Below are 26,199 nucleotides of genomic sequence, written 5' to 3' on the forward strand. Positions count from 1 at the left end.
CCCCAATTATTAAATTTTTGTAAACAGATTCAAGGTAACGAAAAAAAGCACTGAGGAAAAGATCATTAATTCTGGCAGTCAATGGAAGCACTGATGGATAAATTAGGTGCTATACAAGCCCCCTTATGGCGTGATAATCCTGATAAGACATTACAAAAAATCATAAGCAACTGTCGGGCAGGAAAATGAAACCAACTCTCAGGCGCTCTACCGCAGCGCTGCTGGCATCGTCATTGTTATTAACAATTGGTCGCGGGGCGACCTTGCCGTTTATGACCATTTATTTGACGCGTGAATATTCCATGAGCGTGGAAAATATCGGCTATGCGCTGACCATCGCGCTGACGATTGGCGTGGTGTTCAGCCTGGGGTTTGGCATTCTGGCCGACAAGTTTGATAAGAAGCGCTATATGCTTCTCTCCATTTCGGCCTTTATTCTCGGCTTTATCGCCATCCCGCTGGTGGACAGCGTCACGCTGGTGGTGCTGTTCTTCTCGCTGATCAACTGCGCCTATTCGGTGTTTTCGACCGTGCTGAAGGCCTGGTTCTCGGACGTGCTGACCTCCAGCGAAAAGGCGCGCGTGTTCTCCCTGAACTACAGCTTCCTCAACATCGGCTGGACGGTGGGCCCGCCGATCGGCACCTGGCTTGTGATGTACAGCCTGCAGCTTCCGTTCTGGCTGGCGGCCTTCTGCGCCGCGCTGCCGCTGGTGTTTATTCAGTTCTACGTGCAGAAAAGCATCGCCTCGGACACCGCGCAGGAAACGGCGCCCTGGCAACCGTCGATACTGCTTAAAGACCGGGCGCTGTTCTGGTTCACCCTTTCCGGCCTGCTCGCCTCCTACGTCGGCGGCTCGTTTGCCAGCTGTATTTCCCAGTACGTGCTGGCCGCCCACGCCGACAGCGATTTTGCCCAGAGGGTGGTCGCCGTGGTGCTACCGGTGAACGCCGCGGTGGTGGTGACGCTGCAATACGCCCTCGGGCGCAAGATCTCCGCCAGCAACATTCGCCCGTTAATGACGGTGGCCACGCTGTTCTTCATTCTGGGACTCGGCGGCTTTATGTTCTCCGGCGAGAACCTGATCTACTGGGGCCTGGCCGCCGCGATCTTTACCATTGGTGAGATTATTTATGCACCGGGCGAATACATGCTGATCGACAACATTGCCCCGCCGGGAATGAAGGCCAGCTATTTCTCCGCCCAGGCGCTGGGGTGGCTCGGCGCCGCCGCGAACCCGATGATCACCGGGATCATTCTGACCCATCTTCCGCACTGGTCGCTGTTTGTGATTATGATGGCGGCGATACTGGCAGCCTGGCTGATGATTTTGCGCGGCATGAGCGTAACGGCGTGGAGCGAATCGGTCAAAACGGCGTGACGCCAGGAGCCGGGCGGCGCAGCGCCCCCGGCTCCTCAGGCCGCTCAGTGGTGCAGCATCTCCTCCACCACCTGCTTTTTATACATCTCGTTTGGATAATAGGTCGGCCAGTTATCCATCTCTTTCAGCAGCGCCTCGTGGGAGGTGTTGCCCATAAAGATGTGGAAATGTGACGACGCCTTCGGCCCGATGGTATGGTCGCTGAACTGCACAAACTTCGGCGCCGCGCTCGTCGCGTCCTTACATTCGAACAGGTAGCGCACGCCCTTCTTGCCCGATGCGTAGGTCAGGATCTTGTAGCCGCTGTAGTCATAGCGGCAGCTGCTCACCGCCTTGCCCTTGTGGAATTCCATCACGTTGTTTTCAATGCCGATGGTGTCCACGTCGGTGGCGTACCCTTTGCGGTAATAGGCTTTGATCTCGTCGAAGGACTTCTTCTTGTCCTTCTCCGCTTTCTGTTTGAATACCGGATCGAGCGAACCGTCCAGCAGGAACGGATACACCGACTGCCAGACCCCGTCCCAGTCGGACAGGCTGCGGTCATTCACGTCTTTATCCTCGAACACGCCGTTTGCCGCTTTCTGTTCGGCTTCCGTCATCTGGTGGCCGTGTGAATGGGCGAACAGCTGGCCGCTGACCAGCAGCGCCCCCAGAGTCATTGCAAATTTCCCAATATGTGTAGCCAAAACAAAACCCTCACTCCGTTTTATGAGAATGAGGATGTTATATTATAACATTTTAGATCGCAACCAATCCGCGAACGCCCTCCTGCTCCATGTTTTCTCCGCGCCCGCGCTGAATGATGGTGCCGCGCGACATCAGCAGATAGCTGTCGGCAAGCTCTGCGGCGAAATCGTAAAACTGCTCCACCAGCAGAATCGCCATGTCGCCCCGGTTGGCAAGCTGGCGTATCACCAGGCCAATCTCTTTGATCACCGACGGCTGAATACCTTCGGTGGGCTCATCGAGGATCAGCAGCTGCGGGCGGCTCGCCAGCGCGCGGCCAATCGCCAGCTGCTGCTGCTGTCCGCCGGAGAGATCCCCGCCGCGCCGGTGCTTCATCTCTTTTAGCACCGGGAAAAGCTGCCAGATATCGTCGGGAACGCTTTTCGACTCGCGGGCGGAAAAGCGCGACAGCCCCAGCAGCAGGTTCTCTTCCACCGTTAAGCGCGGAAAAATTTCGCGCCCCTGCGGCACGTAGGCCACGCCGGACTGCACCCGCTGGTGCGGCTTACTGTGGGTGATCTTTTTCCCCTGCCAGGTGACGTCCCCTGTTTTCACCGGGATCAGCCCCATCAGGCATTTCAGCAGCGTGGTTTTGCCCACGCCGTTGCGCCCCAGAAGGCAGGTGACCTCTCCGGTCTGCGCCTCAAAGCTCACGCCGCGCAGAATATGGCTGCCGCCGTAATACTGATTCAGTTCGTTAACCTGTAGCATCAAGGCTCCTTAGCGTCCCAGATAGACTTCAATCACCTGCTCGTTCGCCTGCACCTCGCGCAGCGAACCTTCCGCCAGCACGCGCCCCTGATGCAGCACGGTCACGTGGTCGGCAATGGTTTCGACAAAGCCCATGTCGTGCTCCACCACCATCAGGGAGTGCTTGCCCGCCAGGGTGCGAAACAGCTCGGCGGTGTACTCGGTTTCGGCATCGGTCATGCCTGCGGCGGGCTCGTCGAGCAGCAGCAGATGCGGATCCTGCACCAGCAGCATGCCGATCTCCAGAAACTGCTTCTGCCCGTGGGACAGCAGCCCGGCGCGGCGGTCGCGCTCGGCGCTCAGGCGTAACAGCACCAGCATGTCATCGATGCGGTCGGCCTGCTCGCCGGTAAGTTTGGCCCGCAGGCTCGCCCACACGGACTTGTCGCACTTCATCGCCAGCTCGAGGTTCTCCCACACCGTGAGCGCTTCAAACACCGTCGGCTTCTGAAACTTACGCCCGATCCCCTGGCGGGCGATGGCGGCAGGATCCAGGCCGGTGAGATCGACGGTCTGATCGTAAATCGCCCGCCCGCTCTGGGGCCGCGTTTTGCCGGTGATCACGTCCATCAGCGTGGTTTTCCCCGCGCCGTTCGGCCCAATCACGCAGCGCAGCTCCCCGACGCCGATGTTCAGCGAGAGATCGGTCAGCGCCTGAAAGCCGTCGAAATTGACGTTGATGGCCTCGAGCTGCAATACCGGGTCGGTTTGATCCCGGTAGCGATCGCCGGGAAGCTGGCGGGTAAATAATCCTTCGGCTGGCTGCATTATTTCTCTCCCTTACGAAACAGACCGTAGACGCCGCGCGGTAAGAACAGCGTCACGGCGATAAAAATCAGCCCCAGAAACAGCTGCCAGTACTCCGGCATCGCCACCGTGAAGACGCTTTTCGCGCCGTTCACCAGCGCCGCGCCAATCACCGGGCCGACCAGCGTGCCGCGCCCGCCGAGCGCGACCCAGATAGCGGCTTCAATGGAGTTGGTCGGCGACATTTCGCCGGGGTTGATAATGCCGACCTGCGGGACATACAGCGCCCCCGCCAGCCCGCACAGCACCGCGGAGAGCGTCCACACCAGCAGCTTGAAGCCGCGCGGATCGTAGCCGCAAAACGTCAGTCGGTTTTCCGCGTCGCGCACCGCCGTCAGAATGCGGCCAAACTTGCTTTTTGCCAGCGCAAAGCCCGCCCCCAGCGCCAGAAGCAGCAGCGCCACGGTGGCTAAAAACAGCGCGATGCGCGTGGACGTCGCCGTAACGGAAAAGCCGAGCAGCGTGGTGAAGCCGGTAAAGCCGTTGTTGCCGCCAAAGCCGGTTTCATTGCGAAAGAACAGCAGCATCCCCGCGTAGGTCAGCGCCTGGGTCATGATCGAGAAATAGACCCCCTTAATTTTCGAGCGAAACGCAAACCAGCCGAACACCAGCGCCAGCAGACCGGGGATCGCCACAATCAGCACCAGCGCCCAGGCGAAGTGCTGGGTGCCCCACCAAAACCAGGGCAGCTCGCTCCAGGATAAGAACGACATAAACGCGGGCAGACCGTCGCCCGCCGCCTGACGCATCAGGTACATTCCCATCGCGTAGCCGCCGAGGGCGAAAAAGATGCCGTGGCCCAGCGACAGCATCCCGGCGTAGCCCCAGACCAGATCGAGCGCCACGGCGACGATGGCGTAGCAGAGGATTTTGCCGATCAGGGTCAGCATCCACGTCGACAGCGCCAGCGGATGCGTGGCGGGCAACAGGGCCAGAAACGGCAGCACCAGCAGGATGGCGATCACCAGGCTTCCGATAATTTGCGTGGTTCGCGGCGCTTTACGCGCCAGCGTTAAGGTAAGCGGCTGGCTCATCAGTCAATAACCCTCCCTTTGAGTGCGAACAGCCCCTGAGGACGCTTCTGAATAAACAGAATGATCGCCACCAGAATCAGGATTTTGCCCAGCACCGCGCCCATCTGCGGCTCCAGGATCTTGTTGAAAATGCCCAGCCCAAACGCCGCCGCCACGCTGCCCGCCAGCTGCCCGACGCCGCCGAGCACCACCACGAGGAACGAGTCGATGATATAGCCCTGGCCCAGCTCCGGCCCAACGTTCCCCAGCTGCGAGAGCGCCACGCCGCCCAGCCCGGCAATGCCCGAGCCCAGGCCGAAGGCCAGCATATCCACGCGCCCGGTGGGCACGCCGCAGCAGGCCGCCATGCTGCGGTTTTGCGTCACCGCGCGCACGTTCAGCCCCAGGCGGGTTTTATTGAGGATGAGCCAGGTGAAGAACAGCACCAGCAGGACAAAGCCCAGCACCACGATGCGGTTCCACGGCAGCGTCAGGTTGGCGAAAACCTGCACCCCGCCGGAGAGCCAGGCCGGGTTTGCCACTTCGAGGTTCTGCGCCCCGAAGGTCATACGCACCAGCTGAATTATCATCAGGCTGATACCCCAGGTCGCGAGCAGGGTTTCCAGCGGTCGGCCGTACAGATGGCGGATCACCGTGCGCTCAAGCAGCATCCCGACCGACGCGGTCAGCACAAAAGCCACCGGAAGCGCCACCACCGGATAGAGCGCCAGCCACTGCGGGGCAAGCTGCGCCATCGCCTGCTGCACCATCCAGGTGGCATAGGCCCCCAGCATCAGCATTTCGCCGTGGGCCATATTGATTACGCCCAGCAGACCGTAGGTGATCGCCAGCCCCAGCGCCGCCAGCAGCAGCACGGAGCCGAGCGACAGCCCCATAAACGCCTGCCCGAGCAAATCCCCCCACATCAGGCGGTGCTGGATGCTTTCCAGGCTCTGCTGCGCGGCGGCGCGCACGCCGGCATCCGGCTCGGTTTGCGCCTGGGTGAAGGGGGTCAGCCTGGCCTGCACGTCGGGATCGTCCGACTGGCCCAGCCGTTCCACCGCGCTGCGGCGCACGTCCGCCTGCGGGCTGGCAAGCTGGAGGTTCGCCAGCGCCAGCGTCAGCGACTGGCGCACCACGTCGTCCGTTTCGCCGTTCAGGCGCTTTTGCAGAAAATCGCCCATGTCGGGCTGCACGTCACGCTGAAGCTGTCTGGCGGCGGCGCGCCTTTCCGTGACACTGTCACTCACAAGCTGGTGCGTCGCCAGCGCCGTTGCCGCGAGAACGCGCAGACGGTTGGTCAGACGAACGGCTTTGGGTTGCCCCGATGCGGCGCTGGCGTCGCCCAGCGCGGTCAGAGAATCGCCGGAGCGCATAAAGGCGTGCTTTTGCCCGTCAACAAACAGGCTCTCCTTTTGCAGGGCCCGCAGCAGCGGCAGCCGGGCCGGATCCGGCGAGGCGGCCCACTGCGCCAGCATCGTTGCCTGCTGGCTGCGGCTGGCGGTGACAAAGTTATCGGCATCCGATGCCTGCGCCATCCCTGGCAGCAGTCCGGCAAGCCACATGATAGCGATGAAAATGCGCATGGCGTTCATGGCTTTACTCCTGAGGGCTGTGGCTTAGTTGCTGGCGGTTTTCATCGGCTGATCCGGCTTTTTGTCATTCCCGGCAATGTACGGACTCCACGGCTGGGCGCGAACCGGCTCCTCGGTCTGCCACACTACGTTGAACTGGCCGTTGCCTTCGATTTCGCCAATCATCACCGGCTTGTGCAGATGGTGGTTGGTGGCGTCCATGGTCAGCGTAAAGCCCGACGGCGCCTTAAAGGATTGCCCCGCCATCGCCGCGCGCACTTTGTCCACGTCGGTGGTACCCGCTTTTTCAACCGCCTGCGCCCACATATGAATGCCCACGTAGGTGGCTTCCATCGGATCGTTGGTCACCACGGTGTCGGCGTTCGGCAGCTTGTGCGCTTTGGCATAGGCGCGGTAATCCGCCACAAAGGCCTTGTTGGTTGGGTTATCCACGGATTCAAAATAGTTCCACGCCGCCAGGTTACCCACCAGCGGTTTGGTGTCGATCCCGCGCAGCTCCTCTTCGCCCACCGAGAACGCCACCACCGGCACGTCGGTCGCCTTCAGCCCCTGGTTGGCCAGCTCTTTATAGAACGGAACGTTGGAATCGCCGTTGATGGTGGAGACCACCGCCGTTTTACCGCCCGCGGAGAATTTCTTGATATTGGCGACGATGGTCTGGTAATCGCTGTGGCCGAACGGCGTGTAGACCTCTTCGATATCTTTATCCTCCACGCCTTTAGAGTGCAGGAAGGCGCGCAGGATCTTGTTGGTGGTGCGCGGATAGACGTAGTCGGTGCCGAGCAGGAAGAAGCGTTTGGCGCCGCCGCCGTCTTCGCTCATCAGATACTCCACCGCCGGGATCGCCTGCTGGTTAGGCGCGGCCCCGGTGTAGAAAACGTTCGGCGACATCTCTTCGCCCTCGTACTGCACCGGGTAGAACAGCAGCCCGTTCAGCTCTTCGAACACCGGCAGCACCGATTTACGCGACACCGACGTCCAGCAGCCAAACACCACGGCGGCCTTATCCTGGCTCAGCAGCTGGCGGGCCTTTTCGGCAAACAGCGGCCAGTTGGAGGCCGGGTCAACGACGACCGGCTCCAGCTTTTTCCCCAGCACCCCGCCCTTAGCGTTGATCTCGTCGATGGTCATCAGCGCGACGTCTTTCAGCGGCGTTTCGGAAATCGCCATCGTGCCGGACAGAGAGTGCATGATCCCCACTTTGATGGTATCGGCAGCCTGTACGCTGAAACTCACTCCCATGGCGATCGCGGAGGCCGACAGTGCAAAAGCTTTTAACAAGGTACGACGGTGCATATTTTCACTCCTGAAAAGAAAGCTGTGCGAAAACGTCCGGTACGGCGGGGACGCAGAAAAAGGTGTCAGCTTTAGCAGAGCAAAAAGGATGCCAGGATGAGAACGGCGGGTTTTCGGGGAGGAGAAAACGGTGCGGGGAGAAAACGACTCAGAATGGCACAGCGCTGCACCGTAATAATGCAGCGCCGTGCATGAGGGGTTACCAGACTTCGCTGGCGATCTGCGTGACCAGACGCACTTTGTCCCACTGCTGGCTTTCGCTCAGGGTGTTGCCCTCTTCGGTAGAGGCAAAGCCGCACTGCGGGCTGAGGCAGATCTGCTCTTTCGCCACGTACTTCGCCGCCTCTTCCAGACGCGCCTTCACGCCTTCCGGGTTTTCCAGCTCACCGTTTTTGGTGGTGATAAGGCCAAGCACCACCTGCTGCTTGCCCGGGCGCACGAAGCGCAGGGGCGCAAAATCACCGCTGCGGTCGTTGTCATACTCCAGGAAGAAGGCGTCGACGTTCACCGTGCCGAACAGCACTTCCGCGACCGGCTCGTAGCCGCCTTCCGAGATCCAGGTGGAGCGGAAGTTGCCGCGACAAACGTGCAGCCCCACGGTGAGATCGTCCGGCTTGCCTTCCAGCGCTTTGTTCAGCACGCGGGCATAGGTGCGCGCCAGGTCGTCGGCGTCATCGCCGCGCTCGCGGATCTGACGGCGCTGGTCGTCGGAGCAGAGGTACGCCCAGACGGTGTCATCCAGCTGCAGATAGCGGCAGCCGGCCGCGTAAAACGCCTGAATGGCGTCGCGCCAGGTGGTGGCCAGATCGTCGAAGTAGGCATCCAGATCCGGGTAGACGGTGGCGTCGATGTCCTTACGCCCGCCGCGGAAATGCAGCACGCTCGGGCTTGGAATGGTCATTTTAGGCTGGGCGCTGCCGCTGATGCTTTTCAGATAGCGGAAATCTTCCAGCATCGGGTGATCGCCAAAGCCAAGCTTGCCGGTCACGCGCACGCCGTGGGCTTTGGTCTGCACGCCGTTGAACTGAATGCCCTGGCTGGCGTCGTAGCGCTCCACGCCCTGCAAACCGTCGAAGAAATCGAAGTGCCACCAGGCGCGGCGGAATTCGCCGTCGGTCACGACGTGCAGGCCGCAGGCGCACTGCTGTTCGACAACATGGCGAATCGCCTCGTCCTCGACGGCGCGAAGCTGCCCGGCGTCAATCTCGCCGCTGGCAAATTTCTGGCGAGCCTGCTTAATGGCATCCGGGCGTAAAAAACTGCCTACTACGTCGGCGCGGTACGGGGCGTGTTGTCGTTGCATGAAAATCTCCTGTATCTGCTGGCGATAATTGCCGGCAGTGATAATTCATTATTTGAATCTTTAGACTTCTGGATGTCTAAATGTCCAAAAAAGATGTCATACCCGCCGCGTCGCGACAAACGAGAAATTTTCATGGGTGTTGAAAAAAATTCATGTTCAGCCTGCGACGGCGGCCCACTCCCCGGCAAAGGCAAAGTTTTCATCTTCCCAGCCGGTAATGCCGCCGAGCATAATTTTCACCGGGCGCCCTAGGCGGGCCAGCTTCAGCGCGGCGCGGTCGGCACCGTTACAGTGCGGCCCGGCGCAGTAAACCACGAACAGCGTATCGGCTGGCCACTGCGCCATTCTCTCGGCGCTCATCTGGCTCCACGGCAGGTGTATCGCCCCCGGCACGTGGCGGCGGGCAAACTGCTCGGCTTTACCGACAACGTGCAGCAGCACGAAGTCCTGCTGCTGATTCACCAGCGCGTGGTGGACGTCGGCGCAGTCGGTCTCCACGCTCAGGCGGCGTAGAAAATGGGCAACGGCCTCCTGCGGCTCAGCGGCAGGAAATTCAGTAACATAGCTCATGACTCTTTCTCCAGTTTGGCGTTTGTGTTAACACTACTCTATTCACAAATTCATCCACTGAATGCATCGACTCATGCCAGAAAACCGCAAAATGATGACAAACTTAAGACAGGGTTCCCGCCCGCAGGTGGTGGTGCTGGCGTATGACGGTTTATGCACCTTCGAGTTTGGCGTCGCGGTTGAGATCTTCGGCCTTCCGCGCCCGGAAATGGGCGAAAACTGGTATCGGTTCGCGGTCGCGTCGGTTGATGAGGGCGAACTGCGCGCCACGGGCGGGATCCGCATCCTGACCGACGGCGATCTGAGCCTGCTCGAACGGGCCGACCTGATCGTCGTTCCCGGCTGGCGAGGCCTGGACGCCCCGGTTCCCGACGCGCTCTGCGAGGCGCTGCGTCAGGCCAACGCCCGGGGCTGCCGGGTGCTCTCTATCTGTTCCGGCGTGTTCGTGCTGGCGGCTGCCGGCCTGCTCGACGGACGGCGGGCGACCACGCACTGGCGCTATATCGACGCCCTGAAGCAGCGCTTTGCTGCGGTCGAGGTGGTGGAAGATGTGCTGTATCAGGATGAGGGGGACGTGCTGACCTCTGCGGGCAGCGCGGCGGGGATAGATTTATGCCTGCACGTGATTCGCCGGGACTACGGCACGGAGGCGGCGAACCAGGTTGCGCGGCGTCTGGTCATTCCTCCGCACCGGGATGGTTCGCAAACCCAGCAGTTGAGCCGCCCGGTGGCCCAGCTTCGGGAAAGCCAGCGCATGGGGCAGCTGTTCGATTTTCTGCATCAGAACCTGGCGCAGCCCCACAGCGTTGAAACGCTCGCCCGCCGCGTGGGCATGAGCGAGCGCACCTTTCTGCGCCGCTTTCAGGATGCGACCGGCACCACGCCTGCGCGCTGGCTGCTCAATGAACGGCTGCTGCGGGCGAAGGATTATCTGGAAAACAGCCGCCTCAGCATCGACAGCATTGCGGAGCAGACCGGGTTTAGCCAGTCCGCCACGCTGCGCCACCATTTCCGCCTGCACTATTCCCTCTCTCCGGCGCAGTACCGCAGGCAGTTTGCCGAATTTAAGGCAAAAAAAACCGCCATATAATGGCGGTAAATGCTTGCATGGATAGATTTGTATTTTGGTATCTACGTTCCCGTCAGTCCGTGACAGGATGTGGACTGATACCACCCTACCATTCGTAAACTTAACGAAGGGTAAACAATTCTATAAACCACGCTTATTATCAGGATTGCGTGGCGGCGGCCTGGGTATTAATTTGCAGATAACGCATTAATCCCTGATCGGCGCTCTGCTTCGCGTCGTCGTTAATCGCTTCCAGATAGAAAGAGCGCGACACGTCGTAAGGGGCTTGCTCAGCCGGATATACGGCGTACTGGAAACTCTTGCCGCGTTTTTGATTCAGACAGTCCAGCTCCCAGCGTTGTTCGTTAATTTTGGTACTGGTGCAGGCGACTTTTCCGTAATCGCTCGTCAGGTACGATCCCACACGCGACTCTGCAGACTCCATAAACTCAGGCTTGTCGTTGTAGGCATAGTTGACGCACGCGGTTACCGCCAGAGCTATTACTGCAACAGTTACAGATATCTTTTTTTTCATTTTGAGTAATTTCAGTCCTTAGCCAGAAAGTTCTCATTATATAAGAATAATCTTGGAATCATATTTATCTTTGCTTACTATTTTTAGGTGGAAATATAGACTTGACCTGCGGGGCCGCAGCTGGGCTGCCCTACGCCAGAGCCGGCGCTCGCGGCGGCGTCTATTCCCGGAAAGGGCTGATGATAATTTCAGATTAATCCCAGTTGCGACGCGGATTATGTTCTGACACACCGCCCCACAGAGATTGACAATTCCTTTTCCAGAATTTGAATTCTTGAATAATAACCAAAAGAAATTATCGCCATTATTGCCGTGAATATTATTCAGTGGTGACACAATGGTTAAAAAAGGGTTATCCATCATTTTACTGACCTGCGCGCTGTTCTCGGGTCAGCTCATGGCAGGACATAAAGGGCATGAATATTTATGGGTGAAGAGCGTCGACCATCAGCTTCGGCACGAGGCGGACAGCGACGAATTACGAACGATTGCCGAGGAGGCGGCGGAAGGTTTGCGCGAGCACCACGCATGGCAGAAGTCGCGCAAACCGGAGACCCACTTTCGCTAATTAGCTGCCTTTGCGTTTTGGCAGGGTTTTCATCAGATCTTCAGGGCTGACCGATGCCACCACGCTGCCCGGCTGCGGCATTTTGAAGATGTGGTTCTTCATCTTGCCGATAACGTGCATTTCGCACGGACGGCAGTCGAATTTCAGGGTCAGCACCTCGTCACCGTTCACCAGCTGCATCGGCGTGGCCTTCCAGCTCTTGATGCTGCCCTTCGCCTGCTTGGGACAGAGGTTGAACGCAAAGCGCAGGCAGTGTTTGGTGATCATCACCGGCACATCGCCCTTCTCTTCGTGCGCTTCATAAGCGGCATCAATCAGCTGCACGCCATAGCGATGATAAAACGCTCGCGCCTTGTGGTTGTAGACGTTCGCCAGGAACGACAGATGCGTATCCGGATAGACCGGCGCAGGGACGGCTACCGCTTTGCGGCTACCGCGCGGATAGTTCGCCAGGCGGGCTGCGTCCAGCATTTCGGCGGTTTCGCGACGGAACTGGTTCAGCAGGCTGTTCGGCACAAACAGCGCGTCGGGCAGATTCACCTCAACGCTGCGCGCGTAATAGATAGTCTGCCCAAGCTTCGCCACGCCGTCCTTCAGGCTGTTGAGCGCTTTTTCAGCGTTGTTCGCCACTTCAAACAGACCGTCCAGGGTATGCGTTACGCTGGTGCCGTCTTCGCTGGTCATGGTCAGGATCAGCTGCTCTTCCCAACCGCCCAGCTCAATGTCCACCGCGATGCGGCGCTCGCTTGAGGTTTTCAGCAGCGCCTGCTGCCAGTTGTGGTCGAGGTTGCGGTTCAGCGGCGCGTTAGGACGCGCTTTGTAGAGATCGGCCGGCATTTCGTTAGGCCAGACGCGATAGCGATTTTCTCCGGTTTTCTCCACGGTGTTGGCGCGGAAGCCGACCACTTCACGCTTGATCATCACGTTCAGACCATCACCGTTCGCCAGCGGCTCGGTCGCTTCCACGTCGAGGTGATCTTTCGCCACTTTCAGCACTTCTCCCACAGGAAGGCCGATAAATTTCGGGGAGTCAAAGGCCCCGATATCGCCCTTACGCGCGTTCACGAAATAGTCGGTGCTGCCGCGATGGAAGGTTTTGTCGGTCGACGGAATAAAGAAGTGCTCGGTGCGCCCGGCGGAGGCGCGCGCCAGGTCGCCGCGATCTTCAATGATGGCGTCCAGCATCTGGCGGTAGTGCGCGGTGATGTTCTTCACGTAGCTCATGTCTTTGTAGCGCCCTTCAATCTTGAAGGAACGCACGCCCGCGTCGATCAGCGCGCCCAGGTTGGCGGTCTGATCGTTGTCCTTCATGGACAGCAGGTGTTTTTCGAAGGCCACCACGCGGCCCTGATCGTCTTTCAGGGTGTACGGCAGACGGCACGCCTGCGAGCAGTCGCCGCGGTTGGCGCTGCGCCCGGTCTGGGCGTGGGAGATGTTGCACTGGCCGGAATAGGCCACGCATAGCGCCCCGTGGATAAAGAATTCGATGGTGGCGTCGGTAGCCTGGTGGATGTCGCGGATCTGGTTCAGGTTCAGCTCGCGCGCCAGCACGATCTGGGAGAAGCCCACGTCCGAGAGGAACTTCGCTTTTTCCACGGTGCGGATATCGCACTGGGTACTGGCGTGCAGCTCGATAGGTGGAATATCCAGCTCCAGCACGCCCATGTCTTGAACGATCAGGGCATCGACGCCGGTCTGGTAGAGATCGGTAATCAGACGCTGCGCAGGCTCCAGCTCATCATCATGAAGAATGGTGTTCAGGGTCACGAACACTTTCGCCCCGTAGCGGTGGGCGAACGGCACCAGCTCGGCAATGTCGCTCAGGCTGTTGCTGGCGTTATGGCGGGCACCGAAGCCAGGGCCGCCGATGTAGACGGCATCGGCACCGTGAAGGATCGCTTCACGGGCAATGGCGGCGTCGCGGGCCGGGCTTAAAAGTTCAAGATGATGGGATTGCAGGCGCATACTTCGTCGTTATCCGTTATGGTCAAAATGGCGGCTATTGTAGTCAGAAGTATGCGCCAGCGAAACAGTTTTGCGAGCCTTCAGCGGGGATAATGGATCAGGGAGTGAAAGTGTACCGTCCGGTCGCTGCTGTTGCGGTACGCGTGGGGTTTGTCGCCCGCAAATTTCACGCCGGAATCCGCCTGCACGGTGCGCCATTCGCCGTCGATATTCATCTCCAGCTCGCCGCTAATCACCACCACGTGCTCAATTACCCCGTCCTCGTGGGGCGTGGATTCACTCATCGCCCCGGGCGCGAGCGTTATCGAGAAATGATCGAACTTCAGCGCCTCATCCCAGGGGAACAAGGGTTTAACCACCATCGCCTGCTGCTGCGGGTCAAACACCGCTTCCGGGCTGGCCGCCGGGGTGATAAAGGCGGAAAACGGCTCGTTAAGCCCGGTGGCAATTTTCCACAGCGTCGACACCGTCGGGCTGGATTCGTTGCGCTCGATTTGCCCGAGCATCGCTTTCGACACGCCGGTCTCTTCCGCGAGCTTAGACAGGCTCCAGCCTCGCGCCTGGCGCAGGGTTTTGAGCGTGGATGCAAGGTGTTGAGTAATGTCCATGATAATCCTCCCGTTGCAGCGAAGTGTACCACTTGTACGCTATAGCGCACAGTGTTACATTGCAGCGGACGCTATAACGCACAAGGGAGTTTTCATGCGCAGTTCAACACACCTTTTCCCCGCCGCGCTGGCCGGCTTTGTCGCCGTGCTGGTGGGCTACGCCAGCTCGGCGGCGATCGTCTGGCAGGCTGCCGCCGCCGCGGGCGCAAACGCCCAGCAAATTGCGGGCTGGATGACCGCGCTCGGCCTGGGGATGGGCGTCAGCACCCTTGCGCTCTCCTGGCGGTATAAAGCTCCGGTGCTGACCGCCTGGTCGACGCCCGGCGCCGCGCTGCTTGCCACCAGCCTGCACGACGTCACCCTCGCCGAAACCGTCGGCATTTTCGTGTTTGCCAACGCGCTTATTTTGCTCTGCGGCGTGACCGGGCTGTTTGCCCGTCTGATGAAGCTGATCCCGCACTCCCTCGCCGCCGCCATGCTGGCGGGAGTGCTGCTGCGCTTTGGTTTACAGGCTTTCACCCATCTCGACGGCCACTTTGTTCTCTGCGCCAGCATGATCGCCGCGTGGCTGGTCGCCAAAGCGCTGGCCCCGCGCTACGCCATTGTCGCCACCCTGCTGGTGGGCAGCCTGGTGGCCTGGCTTGGCGGTGACGTTGTCACGAATAACGTCACCCTTTCGATTGTGATACCGACGTTTATCGCCCCTGAATTCACGCTCACGAGCCTGATCAGCATCGGCTTGCCCTTCTTCCTGGTCACGATGGCGTCGCAGAACGCGCCGGGCTTCGCCACCATGAAGGCCTCCGGCTATCCGCTGGCGGTGTCGCCGCTGATTGTCGCCACCGGGGGGCTGGCGCTGCTGTTTTCCCCGTTCGGGGTCTATTCCATCTGCATTGCCGCCATTACCGCCGCGATTTGCCAAAGCCCGGACGCGCACCCGGATTCCAGTAAACGCTGGCTGGCGGCAGCCGCGGCGGGGATCTTTTACCTGCTGGCGGGTCTGTTTGGCGGCTCAATCTCCGGGCTGATGGCCGCCCTGCCGCTCAGCTGGATCCAGACGCTGGCGGGGCTGGCGCTGCTCGGGACTATCAGCGGCAGCCTGTATCAGGCGCTGAATCATGAGGCCGAGCGCGACGCGGCGATTGTCACCTTCCTGATGACCGCCAGCGGCGTGACGATCCTGGGCATTGGTTCCGCGTTCTGGGGGCTGGTCGCCGGGGGGATTTGCTATACGGTGCTGTTACGCGCCCGCCGCGCGTAGCTGAGAAGGCGTCACGCCCATCACGCTGCGAAAGCGGTTGCTGAAGTGGCTGGCAGAGTTAAACCCGCAGGCCAGCGCGATATCGGTGAGCGGCTGGCGGGTATGCATCACCAGGTTTTTGGCCTTTTCCATCCGGCGCTGCATCACGTACTGGTGCGGCGCCTGCTGCATAGACTGGCGGAACATCCTGGCAAAGTGGTATTCGCTGAGCGCGGCCTGGGCGGCAAGCTCCGCGAGCGTCAGGGGCTGCGAGAGGTTCTCTTCAATGAAGGCCAGCACGTTGCGCAGCACAAACGGCGACAATCCCCCGGTCACTACCGGCAGCTTCCACTGCACGTTCGAGTAGTTTTGCAGCAGGTGCGTCAGCAGCAGCGTCGAGGCGGTGCTCAGCGTCAGCTGGTTCGCTTTTTGCTGCCAGTCGCAGCCCAGCAAAAACTGGCGGTAAAGGGCGGTGATTTTGGGGTCGCTGCCGAAGATTTTCTCGTCGAGCGTTAACGAGAGCGGACGGCGATCCCAGATTTTCTCCCCCACGTCACGCAGGTGTTCGTCGGTGCAGTAAAGATGCACAAACGACAGATCGTCGCGGATATCCCACGTCGACTCACTCTCTTTCGGCATCAGGCAGAAACGATCCGGCCCGCCGCCGTTCTTCCAGCCGCCCGGCGTTTTTTGATAGCTCTCGTAGCCGTCGGCCACGTACAGGCTAAGGGTGTGATGGTTGCTTTTAACGGTGATGGTGTCGTGCTTGTTGTACCAGGCCGCCAGCTGAATACCGGAGTTGAGCGCGACGGTTTCCCGCAGCACGGCATTTTGTTGGCTAAGTGTTTCGAAGGTGTCGTAAGCGTGGGACATAACCGTTAGCGAGTGATTTATCAGACCCTCAGTCTAAGAATTGTTGTCCCCGGTTGCCAGCCTCCGCGCGAGAAAAAAGCGCAAGAATTTGCAAGTCTGCCGCAAGCCTGTGAAAGCCCGCCTGCGGGGATGTCGGCACACTGACGGCTTCCGCGCTTTAAGAAGAGAGAAAACATGAACGCATTGTTATACGGGCTGGTGGTGGTTATCTGGGGCACGACCTGGATCGCGATTTTTTTGCAGCAGGGCTCCGTTCCCGCGCCGGTGTCGATTTTTTGGCGCTTCGCCGTCGCCTGCGCCATCATGATGATTGTGCTCATCGCCCTGCGCCGCCTGCGCAGGCTGGCGCTGCGCGACCACCTGTTTTGTCTCCTTCAGGGCTGCTGCGTGTTTTGCTTCAACTTCTGGTGCTTCTACACCGCCGCCTCGCATATCAACACCGGGCTGGAGTCGGTGATCTTCAGCATGGCGGTGCTGTATAACGCCATCAACAGCTTTATCTTCTTCGGGCAGCGTCCTCCGGCGCGTTTCTGGACGGCGGCGGCGCTGGGCCTGATCGGCATCGTCACCCTGTTCTGGGACGATCTGCTGGCGAGCGGCTGGAGCGCATCGCTGCTGACGGGCATTGGCCTTTCTGCGCTGGGCACCTACGGGTTCTCGCTGGGCAATATGATCAGCATCCGCCACCAGCGCAGCGGGCTGGAGACCATGACCACCAACGCCTGGGCGATGCTGTACGGCACGCTGGTGATGGGCTGCATCGCGCTGTTCCGGGGCGATAGCTTTATGCCGGAGTGGACGGTGAGCTACATCGGCGCACTGCTTTATCTGGCGCTGTTTGGCTCGGTGATTGCCTTTGGGGCCTACTTCACGCTGGTCGGTCGCATCGGCGCGGGTAAAGCGGCATACAGCACGCTGCTGTTCCCGCTGGTGGCGCTGTCGATTTCAACGGTGTACGAAGGCTACGTGTGGCATCTGAACGGGGTTGTCGGGCTGATTCTGATCCTGGGGGGCAACATGGTGATGTTTATGAAGCCGGAGACCTGGTTCCGCAGACTGCGCACGGCGTAGAAGCAGGAATTAAAAAAGGGGGCCGCGATGGCCCCCTTTTGCCTTTTATGAAGGCCGAAAGACGTTACTTCGCCGTCTTGTGTACATCAAACATCGTGGCGTCCGTCGCCATGTCGTCAACAACCTGCTTCAGCGTTGCAAACGTCATCGGCGTGCTTTCGTTATTCAGCTCTTTACCTTCGCCTTTACGCACCACTTTCATCACCGGCTTGTTGGTCGCCGCGTCAATCAGTTCACCTTCAAAGTACAGGTGGGTATCCATGGTGCGGTGTCCGGTTGCCATCTGCGTACCCGCGACGACCAGCGCAACGGGCACCACTTCATAGAACTGCAGCCCCTCTTTCTGTGAGCTCACGCCGGTGATCGCCCCGCGGAAGATCAGGCTGTGTTTGCCCGGGGTCGTCACGACGGGTTTACGCTGACCAATCGCCGTTTTCATTTTGGTGTTGGTGTAGTTCAGCAGTTCATCAAGCGTTCTTTGACCAATCTGGGTCGTTGGTTTAGGCGTTGGATAATAGGTAATCGGTGTCCAGAGAATGCTGTCGTAATTCGCTTCGTTATAAGAAGGATCTACCCAACGCAGCGTCGGTTTGCCCGTCGCGGAGGTGGTTTGTTGCAAGCCAGAATAATCTTTTAAAAAGCCTGAGTATTGTTCGGGGGCCGCTACTTTAGATGAGCAACCCGCCAACGCCAACAGACCAGAAAGCACTGCAACTTTAAATAAAGTGTGAGTACGCATGATGGAATTTCCATGTTATCTGCAAGTATGCAGTTGAAGTTATAGCAAAAGATTGAAGTGTCTGGTGAGACAAAAAATGACGTTGAGAGCACAAATTGCGAAAAGACTGCCCGAACGGCTTCGGGCAGTGAAAAGTTACTCTTTAATATCAACTTGCCAGAAGAGATGTTTGCCAAAGGGATCGATTTCGTACCCTGTAACCTCTTTACGCACCGGTTCAAATATGGTTGAGTGCGCGATCATGACCGCCGGCATTTGATCGTGCATCATCTGCTGTGCCTCTTTATAGAGCGCCACGCGTTTATCACGATCGGTTATCGATTTGGCCTCGGCGATAATGTCATCAAACGGCTTATAGCACCATTTCGCCGAGTTCGACCCGCCGTTCGCGGAGGTACAGGTAAACAGCGGGCCGAAGAAGTTATCCGGGTCGCCCGTTGCCGTGGTCCAGCCCATCAGCGCCGCCTGGTGTTCGCCCCCCTTCACGCGCTTGAGGTATTCACCCCATTCGTAGGTAACGATTTTGGTCTGTACGCCGATTTTCGCCCAGTCGGCCTGAATCATCTCCGCCATGCGCTTCGCGTTCGGGTTGTACGGACGCTGCACCGGCATGGCCCACAAATCGATGCTCACGCCGTTGGCAAAACCGGCCTCTTTCAGCAGCGCTTTGGCTTTTTGCGGCGAATAGTCGTAATCCTTCAGCTCGCTGTCCGCGCTCCACACGCCCGGCGGCAGCAGATTCTTCGCCGCCGTGCCCGTGCCGTGGAACACCGCATCGATAATCGCCGGCTTGTTGATCGCCATCGCCAGCGCCTGACGCACCTTCACGTTATTCAGCGGCGGCTTTTGCGTGTTGAACGCCAGGAAGCCGGTGTTCAGCCCCGCTTTGCTCATCAGGTTGATGTCTTTGTTGGCCTTCATGCGCGGCAGATCCGCCGGGTTCGGGAACGGCATCACCTGGCACTCGTTTTTCTCAACCTTCGCAAAGCGCACCGACGCGTCCGGGGTAATGGTAAACACCAGACGATCCAGCTTTGACTTGCCCTGCCAGTAGTCCGGGAAGGCGGTAAACAGGATGCGCGAATCCTTCTGGTACTGCGCCAGCCTGAACGGCCCGGTGCCGATGGGCTCCATGTCCACCTTCTCCGGCGTGCCGGCTTTGAGCATCGCGTCGGCATATTCCGCTGACAGGATCGAGGCGAAATACCACGCCAGATCCGCCACAAACGGCGCCTCCGGGTGCGCCAGCGTAAAGCGAACGGTATGGTCATCCACTTTATCTATCGCGGTAATCAGGCTGCCAAACTCCAGGCTTTCGAAGTTGGAATAGCTGCCGTTAGAGACATTGTGGTACGGGTGATTCACGTCCTTCTGGCGCATGAACGAGAAGATCACGTCATCGGCGTTGAAGTCGCGCGTGGGCTTGAACGATTTGTTGCTCTGGAACTTCACCCCTTTGCGCAGGTGGAAGGTGTAGACCTTGCCGTCTTCGCTGACGTCCCAGCGCTCCGCCAGGCTCGGCACCAGCTCGGTGGTGCCGGGCTTGAAGGCCACCAGGCGGTTGTAAACCGGCACCGCGCTGGCGTCCACGCTGGTGCCGGACGTGTACAGCTGAGGATTGAAGTTCTCAGGCGATCCCTCGGAGCAATACACCAGCGTTTTGGCACCCACGGCGGAGCTGACCGTCAGCGCGGCAATCGCCAGCGTTAATGTTGTGAGTTTGCTTTTCATTATTTATTCCTGTCTTTTTAATTCGACGGCTAATTAAAACTTTTGCCGATTCATAAATAACATTAAAGTGATATTGCAAACACCTGATAACACGAATAAAGAAGGAATCACTATGGCTACAGATCTTTCCAGACAATTAACCCAACGCTTTTTCCGCTATCTCGCCATCACCAGCCAGAGCGATCCTAAGGTCAAAACTCTGCCCTCCACGCCGGGGCAGCACGACATGGCGCGCGAGCTGGCGCAGGAGCTGAAGCAGCTGGGTTTAGACGACATCGTGATTGATGAATTCGCCACGGTGACGGCGGTGAAAAAAGGCAACGTGCCGGGCGCGCCGCGCATCGGTTTTATTACCCATATTGATACCGTGGACGTGGGATTATCACCGGATATTCATCCACAAATATTAACCTTTACCGGTGAAGATCTCTGTCTGAATAAAGAAAAAGAGATCTGGCTGCGGGTGAAAGAGCACCCGGAAATTCAGGCTTATCCGAACGAGGAGATTATTTTCAGCGACGGGACCAGCGTATTAGGCGCCGATAATAAATCTGCGGTAACGGTGGTGATGACGGTGCTGGAAAACCTGACGGCGGAGCATCAGCATGGCGATATCGTGGTGGCGTTTGTGCCTGACGAAGAGATCGGCCTGAACGGTGCCAAAGCGCTGGATCTTAAGCGCTTCGACGTCGACTTTGCCTGGACCATCGACTGCTGCGAGCTGGGCGAAATTGTTTATGAGAACTTTAACGCCGCGGCGGCAGAGATCCGCTTTACCGGCGTGACGGCACACCCGATGTCCGCCAAAGGCGTGCTGGTGAACCCGCTATTAATGGCAACCGACTTTATCAGCCACTTTGACCGGCAGCAAACGCCGGAATGCACCGAAGGACGCGAAGGCTATATCTGGTTTAACGGCATTCAGGCCGGGCAAAACGAAGCGGTGCTGAAGGCCAACATCCGCGATTTCGATAAAGAGAATTTTGCCGCCCGCAAACAGCAGATTGCCGACGTGGCGAAGCTGATTGCCGCACAGCACCCTACGGCGAAGGTGGCGTTTCACATCGAAGATACCTACAGCAACATCAGCAACGCGATTGGCGACGATCGCCGCGCTATCGATCTGATGTTTGAGGCGATGGAATCGCTCGGCATCACCCCGAAACCAACGCCAATGCGCGGGGGCACGGACGGCGCGGCGCTGTCGGCGAAAGGGCTGCTGACCCCGAACTTCTTCACCGGCGCGCACAACTTCCATTCGAAGTTTGAGTTCTTACCGCTGTCGTCGTTCGAGGCCTCCTACAACACCGCCCTGCAGCTCTGCCTGCTGGCCGCGCGTTAAGCCGGCTTGCGTGCCAGCAGGGTGGCGAAGCGCAGCTTGATGCGATTTCCGCTGGCGTCGGTGCGGTGCAGCTCACCGACCTCTTCGTTGTATTTGAGCAAGTCCCAGCCTTCGTAGTAGTTGCTCAGCTCGTTCGGCTTAAAGGCAAACGGGAAGCCAACGGTGCACGGATAGTCCGGGGTATCCATCGCCGCCACGATCAGGTTGTAGCCGCCCGGCGTCGTGCAGCGCTGCATGTTGGCAATAAGACCAGGGATGGTTTTCGCCTCCAAGAACATCAGCACCACGGTAGAGAGAATAAAATCGTACTCGCCGTCGAAACTCAGGCTATTGAGATCCTTAATCGCCGTGCGCAGGTTCGACAGCCCTTCCGCCGCCTTGATGCGCTCGATGTTATCAATGCTCATCGGGTTTTTATCCCACGCGGTGACGTCAAAACCGTTCGCCGCCAGATAGAGGCTGTTACGGCCGTTGCCGCAGCCGAGATCCAGCGTTTTCCCCGGCTTCACAATCCCTGCGCTGTACAGCACCTCAGAGTGGGTACGGGTCAGGCCATATTTCTCGGTGAAGTAGTTTTCGTCAGCGGTCATTGGTTTTCCTCAGGAAGCTTAAGGCATTCCATTTATTTGAAATTTTAAAATGTATTTTAAATGCCATTTTAAGGACTTTCTTTGCCGAGCGCCAGCGTTTCGAAAAAGCCAAAGTTTGCTACGTTTAGTAAGACGCCTATCAGAGAGAAAACGATGAAAAAGTATCGGCTTGGTGACGAAACCCGCCTGTGGCACTGGCAAAACGGTGAGAGCAAATGCACCGCGTCGCTGCGCCAGATTATCGCTACGTCCGACTTTAGCGATATCGTCAGCGGCACCCGCGGCGGCTGGGTTGAGGATGAAAACGCCCTGTCGCAGGAGGGCGACTGCTGGATCTACGATGAAAACAGCGTGGTGTTTGCCGGTGCGCAGGTGCGGGGCAACGCGCGGCTCACCCAGCCCTGTGTAATTAGCCATCGCGCCTGGATTGGCGACAGCTGCTGGATTGACGGCGCGCAGATCAGCCACGGTGCACGGATAAGTGACAACGTCACCGTGCAGCGTTCGGATATCCGCGGCGAGTGCCATATCTTCGGCAACGCGCGGGTGCTGCACCAGAGCCAGGTGATTGCCGCCAAGGGGCTAACGCCGGATCGCGAGCAGATTTTGCAGATTTACGGCAACGCCACGGTCAGCCAGTCGCGGGTGGTGCATCAGGCGCAAATCTACGGCGACGCGCTGGTGAGCTTCGCGTTTATCGAGCACCGCGCCGAGGTGTTTGACAACGCCATTCTGGAAGGCAACGACCTTAACAACGTCTGGGTTTGCGACTGCGCAAAAGTGTACGGCAGCGCCCGCCTGATCGCCGGGCACGACGACGATGCCATCCCGACCCTGCGCTACAGTTCGCAGGTGGCGGAGAACGCCGTTATCGAAGGCAACTGCGTGATCAAGCACCACGTGCTGATTGGCGGCAGAGCCTGGCTGCGCGGCGGGCCAATTCTGATTGACGATCGGGTGGTGATTCAGGGGCGGGCGCAGATCAGCGGAGATGTGCTGATCGAGCATCGTATCGAGATAACCGACGATGCGGTTGTCGAAGCCTTCGGCGGCGAGAACATCCATCTGCGCGGTGAAAAGGTGATCAACGGCACTCAGCGGATAACCCGCACGCCCCTGCTCGGCGCGCTATAGGGAAAAGATTCTGGCGTACATATTCACATCGTCAAAGCGGCCGTTGAGATACTCCGCTTCGCGCAGGCACCCTTCGAGGGTAAAGCCGTTGCGGACCGCCACCCGGTTGCTGCTGGAGTTCTGCATCCGGCACTTAATGACGAAGCGGCGAATCGTTCCGGCGTCTACGTAGTAGCGCATAAAGGCCTGTAGCGAGCGGGAAATAATGCCCTGCCCCTGATGCGCCTCGTCCAGCCAGTAGCCGATGTAGCCCGTTTTGTTCGCCGGTTCAATGGCGTTGAACGACAGCACGCCCACCAGCTCGTCGTTCTGAAAAATCAGGAACATTTTGGCGTACCCGCGCTGGTGCAGCATCTGGTTGCTCTGCACGTTGCGCCGCGTGTCTTCCTCCGTCCCCGTATGCTGGATCCAGTCGAAGGCGGTTTGCAGCCAGGCTCTGTTTTTGATGACGAGGTGATGCAGTTCGGCGGCGTAGCGCTCTTCAACCGCGCGCAGCTCGATGTCGGGTGAAACGGGGATAATCTCAGAAGTCATAGCGCCTCGGGTTTGCCCGGCAGCGCGTGGCTTACCGGGCGTGTAAAACCGTATTTGCAGACCGGGTAAGGCGAACGCGCTACCCGGCATAATCGCTAGCGCATGATGCGGTCATCAACGTAGTTACGTTTATCCGCGGCCGGCGGGAAGTACTGGTACAGCCAGGTTTCGCTGATGGCATCGCCCTGACAGCGCAGGAACATGCGCATATCCACCGGCTCGGTGGAGTCCGACGTAGGATACCAGTCGAACAGAATGCGATAGCCGTCAAACGGCTCGACGTAGAGGATTTCTATCTGCTTCGCCTCGCCGCTGGAGAGCGTGATCACCGGCTCGATACCTTTCGGTGCCGCCGCTTTCAGGTCGCCGCCAACAAAATCAATGGCGAAACGACGCGCCCATACTTTCGGGTAGTTTTCCCCCGGCGCCCAGCCTTCCGGGAAGCCGCCCATGCCGGTGCGGGTCGCGTAGACATTTGCCAGCGGCGAACGCACCGGAGGCTGTGCGCTCCAGTACAGGCGGTATTTGAACTCCAGCTCGTCCCCCGCTTCCACCGCTTTCTCCGGCTGCCAGAAGCAAACCACGTTATCGAGGGTTTCCCCGGTGGTTGGGATCTCCATCAGCCCGACGGCGCCTTTGCCCCAGTCGTTGCGCGGCTCGACCCACAGGCTTGGACGCTTGTTATACCAGCCCATGATGTCCTGATAGTGGGAGAAATCGCGATCCAGCTGCAGCAGACCGAAGCCTTTCGGGTTCTTGTCCATGTAGGCATTGAACTGCAGCTTCTGCGGGTTGTTCAGCGGACGGCAGATCCACTCGCCGTTTCCGCGCCACATCGCCAGGCGGTCGGAGTCGTGGATTTGCGGGTGAATGGTGTCGCACATGCGGCGTTCGTTGTTGCCGCAGCTGAACATGCTGGTCATCGGGGCGATGCCGAGCTGCTTGATGTCCTTGCGGGCATAGAGATGGTTTTCCACCTCCATGATCACCTGGCTCTTCTCGCAGTGGATCACAAACTTATACGCCCCGGTGATGCTTGGGCTGTCCAGCAGCGTATAGACGGTAAAGGTGGTGTCGCCAGGCTTGACCGTTTCAAACCAGAAGGCGGTAAAGTCCGGGAACTCTTCCGGCGTGTCGGTGAAGGTATCGATCGCCAGACCGCGGGCGGACAGCCCGTACTGGTAGGTATCATCCACCGCGCGGAAATAGCTCGCGCCGAGGAACGACACGATATCGCGACGCGCCAGCTCTGGCGCTTTGAAGGCGCGGAACCCGGCGAAGCCGAGATCGCTTTGCCCTTCCAGCTGTTTGGTATCCACTCCGGTATCGCCGTAGCTAAACAGCTCCGGGCGGAAGTGAATTTCACGCGCCTGGGACGTGGTTTGATCCAGCGAGAACATGCGCACACGACGGCGGAACCCCATCCCCATATGGAAGAACTGGACGTCAAGCTGACGGCCCTCAATGTTATTCCACAGCGACTGCTTTTCATCGTAGCGAATGGCGTTGTACGCCTGCGGCGTCATGGTGGCCAGCGTGTCCGGCAGAGGACGCGGTGCGCCGCCCCACGGGGTTTTCGCCAGGTCGTGCGCCATAGATTGCAGTACGGTGAAGTCGAAGCGACGGCTCTGGCCATCAGCAATATCGGAGTCCGCAGCAAACGCTGCCTGGGAAAACAGGGAAGCAAGGCCAGAAGTCCCGCTCAGGGCAGCCATTGCCAGGGAGCCTTTTAAAAAACGTCTGCGATTCATGCCTGGGAAAACGTCCTTATGGTCGTGTGAATGAGTTTCGCGCTCGGCGAAATGACGGCAAGAAAGAACGCACAGCCTAAACAAAAACGGTTAAGAATCCAATTGTTGGCAGGTGATTATATGAACAAACTGAGAAATATTTTCTGTCGACCAGAACGGCCCGAAAAAGGGGTAAAGTTATGTATAAAAAACCCCGGTAAGACATCGATTACCGGGGCAAAGCGAGGCGGTTATTTTACGCTGACATCGATACCCGGGAAGTACTTATCAGCGAGTTTAGCGATCGTGCCGTCGGCACGTACTTTATCAATTGCGGCGTTCAGCTGCTTCTGGGTCGCGTCATCACCCTTACGCAGCCCAAAGCCGATACCACTGCCGAGGATAGTGTCGTCAGACACCGGTTTGCCGATAAAGCCAAACCCTTTGCCCTGCGGCTTGCTCAGGAAACCTGCCTGCCCGGCTGCGGACATCACCAGCGTGGCGTCGATGCGGCCATTCAGCAGGTCACCCCAGGCCATATTCTGATCTTTATAAGACACCACGGTGACACCGTGCTTCTCCCAGTGCTCTTTGGCGTAGGTTTCCTGAATGGAACCCTGCAAGACGCCAATAGTTTTGCCCTTCAGCCCTTCCGGCGTGGCGTCTACCGCGCTGCCCGCTTTGCCTACCAGCTGCGACGGAATGCGGTAGATCGGCTGGGTGAAATCAATGCTCTTGCGGCGCTGATCGGTGATGTTCATCGCCGAGTTAATGGCATCGAACTTCTTCGCCACCAGCCCTGGGATCAAGGCATCAAACGAGGTTTCGACCCACTTGCACTGCAGCTCTGCGGCTTTGCAAATGGCGTTTCCCAGCTCAATGTCGAAGCCTACCAGCTCGCCGGAGGCGTTACGGCTTTCAAACGGCGGATATTCCGCTTCTACGCCATAACGCAGCTCCGTGGCCGCAAACGTGGAGAACGTACTCAGCAAACCCAGGCCGACAACTAACGCGCGTAATTTCATGTTTTA

General features: G+C 58.8%; 25 protein-coding genes. 7 read left to right on the forward strand and 18 right to left on the reverse strand.

Annotation, left to right across the window (positions count from 1 at the left end):
* Positions 1 to 185: 185 nt before the first annotated feature.
* A complete protein-coding gene (gene ydeE / locus AB6V08_RS13225) occupies positions 186 to 1,379 on the forward strand; it encodes an efflux MFS transporter YdeE (protein WP_368543266.1) in 1,194 nt (397 codons plus the stop codon).
* Positions 1,380 to 1,423: 44 nt separating this feature from the next.
* On the opposite strand, the gene zinT is transcribed toward ydeE, so the two are convergent.
* From zinT to AB6V08_RS13265, 8 genes are all read right to left on the reverse strand, one after another.
* Positions 1,424 to 2,065 (reverse strand): metal-binding protein ZinT, encoded by a 642-nt coding sequence (gene zinT / locus AB6V08_RS13230; RefSeq protein ID WP_368543268.1) that lies wholly within the window; start codon positions 2,063 to 2,065, stop codon positions 1,424 to 1,426.
* A 52-nt stretch (positions 2,066 to 2,117) separates the two neighbouring features.
* Complete coding sequence (gene urtE, locus AB6V08_RS13235) at positions 2,118 to 2,816, reverse strand: urea ABC transporter ATP-binding subunit UrtE (RefSeq protein ID WP_368543270.1); 699 nt, start codon at positions 2,814 to 2,816, stop codon at positions 2,118 to 2,120.
* Positions 2,817 to 2,825: 9 nt separating this feature from the next.
* Complete coding sequence (gene urtD / locus AB6V08_RS13240; protein WP_368543272.1) at positions 2,826 to 3,623, reverse strand: urea ABC transporter ATP-binding protein UrtD; 798 nt, start codon at positions 3,621 to 3,623, stop codon at positions 2,826 to 2,828.
* On the reverse strand, positions 3,623 to 4,696 hold the full coding sequence (gene urtC, locus AB6V08_RS13245) for an urea ABC transporter permease subunit UrtC (protein WP_368543274.1): 1,074 nt from the start codon (positions 4,694 to 4,696) through the stop codon (positions 3,623 to 3,625). The genes urtD and urtC overlap by 1 nt, the downstream gene beginning before the upstream one ends.
* A complete protein-coding gene (urtB, locus tag AB6V08_RS13250) occupies positions 4,696 to 6,270 on the reverse strand; it encodes an urea ABC transporter permease subunit UrtB (RefSeq protein WP_368543276.1) in 1,575 nt (524 codons plus the stop codon). The genes urtC and urtB overlap by 1 nt, the downstream gene beginning before the upstream one ends.
* A 24-nt stretch (positions 6,271 to 6,294) precedes the next feature.
* Positions 6,295 to 7,566 (reverse strand): urea ABC transporter substrate-binding protein, encoded by a 1,272-nt coding sequence (urtA, locus tag AB6V08_RS13255; RefSeq protein ID WP_368543278.1) that lies wholly within the window; start codon positions 7,564 to 7,566, stop codon positions 6,295 to 6,297.
* Between the two features lie 199 nt (positions 7,567 to 7,765).
* Positions 7,766 to 8,869: a cobalamin-independent methionine synthase II family protein gene (locus AB6V08_RS13260; RefSeq protein WP_368543280.1), complete on the reverse strand. Its 1,104-nt coding sequence runs from the start codon at positions 8,867 to 8,869 to the stop codon at positions 7,766 to 7,768.
* Between the two features lie 156 nt (positions 8,870 to 9,025).
* Entirely contained in the window at positions 9,026 to 9,439 is a 414-nt protein-coding gene (locus tag AB6V08_RS13265; protein WP_368543282.1) for a rhodanese-like domain-containing protein, read from the reverse strand.
* A gap of 73 nt (positions 9,440 to 9,512) precedes the next feature.
* On the opposite strand from AB6V08_RS13265, the gene ftrA reads away from it, so the two are divergent.
* Positions 9,513 to 10,529, forward strand: coding sequence for a transcriptional regulator FtrA (gene ftrA / locus AB6V08_RS13270; protein ID WP_368543284.1), 1,017 nt, complete (start codon positions 9,513 to 9,515; stop codon positions 10,527 to 10,529).
* A gap of 139 nt (positions 10,530 to 10,668) precedes the next feature.
* Here ftrA and AB6V08_RS13275 read toward each other — a convergent pair whose 3' ends face one another.
* Positions 10,669 to 11,043: a hypothetical protein gene (locus tag AB6V08_RS13275; RefSeq protein ID WP_368543286.1), complete on the reverse strand. Its 375-nt coding sequence runs from the start codon at positions 11,041 to 11,043 to the stop codon at positions 10,669 to 10,671.
* A gap of 337 nt (positions 11,044 to 11,380) precedes the next feature.
* Here AB6V08_RS13275 and AB6V08_RS13280 point away from each other — a divergent pair, with 337 nt between their 5' ends.
* On the forward strand, positions 11,381 to 11,611 hold the full coding sequence (locus AB6V08_RS13280) for a DUF2554 family protein (RefSeq protein WP_368543288.1): 231 nt from the start codon (positions 11,381 to 11,383) through the stop codon (positions 11,609 to 11,611).
* Here AB6V08_RS13280 and AB6V08_RS13285 read toward each other — a convergent pair whose 3' ends face one another.
* Positions 11,612 to 13,576: a U32 family peptidase gene (locus AB6V08_RS13285; RefSeq protein ID WP_368543290.1), complete on the reverse strand. Its 1,965-nt coding sequence runs from the start codon at positions 13,574 to 13,576 to the stop codon at positions 11,612 to 11,614.
* Between the two features lie 80 nt (positions 13,577 to 13,656).
* A complete protein-coding gene (locus tag AB6V08_RS13290) occupies positions 13,657 to 14,184 on the reverse strand; it encodes a helix-turn-helix domain-containing protein (RefSeq protein ID WP_368543292.1) in 528 nt (175 codons plus the stop codon).
* Here AB6V08_RS13290 and AB6V08_RS13295 point away from each other — a divergent pair.
* Positions 14,183 to 15,445 carry a benzoate/H(+) symporter BenE family transporter gene (locus tag AB6V08_RS13295; protein ID WP_368543380.1) on the forward strand — a complete coding sequence of 421 codons (1,263 nt, stop codon included), beginning with the start codon at positions 14,183 to 14,185 and terminating at the stop codon, positions 15,443 to 15,445. The genes AB6V08_RS13290 and AB6V08_RS13295 overlap by 2 nt on opposite strands.
* Here AB6V08_RS13295 and AB6V08_RS13300 read toward each other — a convergent pair.
* Positions 15,425 to 16,297 carry a helix-turn-helix transcriptional regulator gene (locus AB6V08_RS13300; RefSeq protein WP_368543294.1) on the reverse strand — a complete coding sequence of 291 codons (873 nt, stop codon included), beginning with the start codon at positions 16,295 to 16,297 and terminating at the stop codon, positions 15,425 to 15,427. The genes AB6V08_RS13295 and AB6V08_RS13300 overlap by 21 nt on opposite strands.
* A 174-nt stretch (positions 16,298 to 16,471) precedes the next feature.
* On the opposite strand from AB6V08_RS13300, the gene AB6V08_RS13305 reads away from it, so the two are divergent.
* Positions 16,472 to 17,368, forward strand: coding sequence for a DMT family transporter (locus AB6V08_RS13305; RefSeq protein WP_368543296.1), 897 nt, complete (start codon positions 16,472 to 16,474; stop codon positions 17,366 to 17,368).
* 64 nt (positions 17,369 to 17,432) lie between these two features.
* Here the strand turns inward: AB6V08_RS13305 and AB6V08_RS13310 are convergent, their stop codons facing one another.
* Entirely contained in the window at positions 17,433 to 18,107 is a 675-nt protein-coding gene (locus AB6V08_RS13310; protein WP_368543298.1) for a DUF3313 domain-containing protein, read from the reverse strand.
* 135 nt (positions 18,108 to 18,242) lie between these two features.
* Positions 18,243 to 19,838, reverse strand: coding sequence for an ABC transporter substrate-binding protein (locus tag AB6V08_RS13315; protein WP_368543300.1), 1,596 nt, complete (start codon positions 19,836 to 19,838; stop codon positions 18,243 to 18,245).
* A gap of 112 nt (positions 19,839 to 19,950) precedes the next feature.
* On the opposite strand from AB6V08_RS13315, the gene pepT reads away from it, so the two are divergent.
* Positions 19,951 to 21,180 (forward strand): peptidase T, encoded by a 1,230-nt coding sequence (gene pepT, locus AB6V08_RS13320; protein ID WP_368543302.1) that lies wholly within the window; start codon positions 19,951 to 19,953, stop codon positions 21,178 to 21,180.
* On the opposite strand, the gene tehB is transcribed toward pepT, so the two are convergent.
* The gene (tehB, locus tag AB6V08_RS13325; protein WP_368543304.1) at positions 21,177 to 21,770 is read right to left on the reverse strand and encodes a tellurite resistance methyltransferase TehB; all 594 of its coding nucleotides are present in this window, start codon (positions 21,768 to 21,770) and stop codon (positions 21,177 to 21,179) included. The two genes, pepT and tehB, sit on opposite strands and share 4 nt — an antisense overlap.
* A 153-nt stretch (positions 21,771 to 21,923) precedes the next feature.
* Between tehB and ydcK the strand changes: the two genes are divergently transcribed.
* Positions 21,924 to 22,904, forward strand: coding sequence for a YdcK family protein (gene ydcK / locus AB6V08_RS13330; protein WP_368543306.1), 981 nt, complete (start codon positions 21,924 to 21,926; stop codon positions 22,902 to 22,904).
* Here ydcK and rimL read toward each other — a convergent pair.
* The 3 genes from rimL to AB6V08_RS13345 all read right to left on the reverse strand — a co-directional run bounded on the left by rimL (position 22,899) and on the right by AB6V08_RS13345 (position 26,193).
* Positions 22,899 to 23,438 (reverse strand): 50S ribosomal protein L7/L12-serine acetyltransferase, encoded by a 540-nt coding sequence (rimL, locus tag AB6V08_RS13335; RefSeq protein WP_368543308.1) that lies wholly within the window; start codon positions 23,436 to 23,438, stop codon positions 22,899 to 22,901. The two genes, ydcK and rimL, sit on opposite strands and share 6 nt — an antisense overlap.
* Before the next feature lie 95 nt (positions 23,439 to 23,533).
* Complete coding sequence (locus tag AB6V08_RS13340) at positions 23,534 to 25,189, reverse strand: glucan biosynthesis protein D (protein ID WP_368543310.1); 1,656 nt, start codon at positions 25,187 to 25,189, stop codon at positions 23,534 to 23,536.
* Between the two features lie 230 nt (positions 25,190 to 25,419).
* Positions 25,420 to 26,193 carry an ABC transporter substrate-binding protein gene (locus AB6V08_RS13345; protein WP_368543312.1) on the reverse strand — a complete coding sequence of 258 codons (774 nt, stop codon included), beginning with the start codon at positions 26,191 to 26,193 and terminating at the stop codon, positions 25,420 to 25,422.
* Between the last annotated feature and the right edge of the window lie 6 nt (positions 26,194 to 26,199).

The sequence above is a fragment of the Enterobacter soli genome (assembly GCF_964208575.1).
In the GTDB taxonomy this organism is placed as follows: domain Bacteria; phylum Pseudomonadota; class Gammaproteobacteria; order Enterobacterales; family Enterobacteriaceae; genus Enterobacter; species Enterobacter soli_A.

Bases quoted from the DNA above. Each gene is read 5' to 3' on its own strand.
- urtA (WP_368543278.1), bottom strand. From the start codon at position 7,566: ATGCACCGTCGTACCTTGTTAAAAGCTTTTGCACTGTCGGCCTCCGCG.
- AB6V08_RS13280 (WP_368543288.1), top strand. From the start codon at position 11,381: ATGGTTAAAAAAGGGTTATCCATCATTTTACTGACCTGCGCGCTGTTC.
- AB6V08_RS13260 (WP_368543280.1), bottom strand. From the start codon at position 8,869: ATGCAACGACAACACGCCCCGTACCGCGCCGACGTAGTAGGCAGTTTT.
- AB6V08_RS13310 (WP_368543298.1), bottom strand. From the start codon at position 18,107: ATGCGTACTCACACTTTATTTAAAGTTGCAGTGCTTTCTGGTCTGTTG.
- AB6V08_RS13315 (WP_368543300.1), bottom strand. From the start codon at position 19,838: ATGAAAAGCAAACTCACAACATTAACGCTGGCGATTGCCGCGCTGACG.
- AB6V08_RS13290 (WP_368543292.1), bottom strand. From the start codon at position 14,184: ATGGACATTACTCAACACCTTGCATCCACGCTCAAAACCCTGCGCCAG.
- tehB (WP_368543304.1), bottom strand. From the start codon at position 21,770: ATGACCGCTGACGAAAACTACTTCACCGAGAAATATGGCCTGACCCGT.
- ydeE (WP_368543266.1), top strand. From the start codon at position 186: ATGAAACCAACTCTCAGGCGCTCTACCGCAGCGCTGCTGGCATCGTCA.
- AB6V08_RS13340 (WP_368543310.1), bottom strand. From the start codon at position 25,189: ATGAATCGCAGACGTTTTTTAAAAGGCTCCCTGGCAATGGCTGCCCTG.
- AB6V08_RS13300 (WP_368543294.1), bottom strand. From the start codon at position 16,297: ATGTCCCACGCTTACGACACCTTCGAAACACTTAGCCAACAAAATGCC.
- AB6V08_RS13275 (WP_368543286.1), bottom strand. From the start codon at position 11,043: ATGAAAAAAAAGATATCTGTAACTGTTGCAGTAATAGCTCTGGCGGTA.
- urtC (WP_368543274.1), bottom strand. From the start codon at position 4,696: ATGAGCCAGCCGCTTACCTTAACGCTGGCGCGTAAAGCGCCGCGAACC.
- rimL (WP_368543308.1), bottom strand. From the start codon at position 23,438: ATGACTTCTGAGATTATCCCCGTTTCACCCGACATCGAGCTGCGCGCG.
- AB6V08_RS13265 (WP_368543282.1), bottom strand. From the start codon at position 9,439: ATGAGCTATGTTACTGAATTTCCTGCCGCTGAGCCGCAGGAGGCCGTT.
- ftrA (WP_368543284.1), top strand. From the start codon at position 9,513: ATGCCAGAAAACCGCAAAATGATGACAAACTTAAGACAGGGTTCCCGC.
- urtD (WP_368543272.1), bottom strand. From the start codon at position 3,623: ATGCAGCCAGCCGAAGGATTATTTACCCGCCAGCTTCCCGGCGATCGC.
- AB6V08_RS13295 (WP_368543380.1), top strand. From the start codon at position 14,183: ATGATAATCCTCCCGTTGCAGCGAAGTGTACCACTTGTACGCTATAGC.
- urtB (WP_368543276.1), bottom strand. From the start codon at position 6,270: ATGAACGCCATGCGCATTTTCATCGCTATCATGTGGCTTGCCGGACTG.
- AB6V08_RS13345 (WP_368543312.1), bottom strand. From the start codon at position 26,193: ATGAAATTACGCGCGTTAGTTGTCGGCCTGGGTTTGCTGAGTACGTTC.
- pepT (WP_368543302.1), top strand. From the start codon at position 19,951: ATGGCTACAGATCTTTCCAGACAATTAACCCAACGCTTTTTCCGCTAT.
- AB6V08_RS13285 (WP_368543290.1), bottom strand. From the start codon at position 13,576: ATGCGCCTGCAATCCCATCATCTTGAACTTTTAAGCCCGGCCCGCGAC.
- ydcK (WP_368543306.1), top strand. From the start codon at position 21,924: ATGAAAAAGTATCGGCTTGGTGACGAAACCCGCCTGTGGCACTGGCAA.
- urtE (WP_368543270.1), bottom strand. From the start codon at position 2,816: ATGCTACAGGTTAACGAACTGAATCAGTATTACGGCGGCAGCCATATT.
- AB6V08_RS13305 (WP_368543296.1), top strand. From the start codon at position 16,472: ATGAACGCATTGTTATACGGGCTGGTGGTGGTTATCTGGGGCACGACC.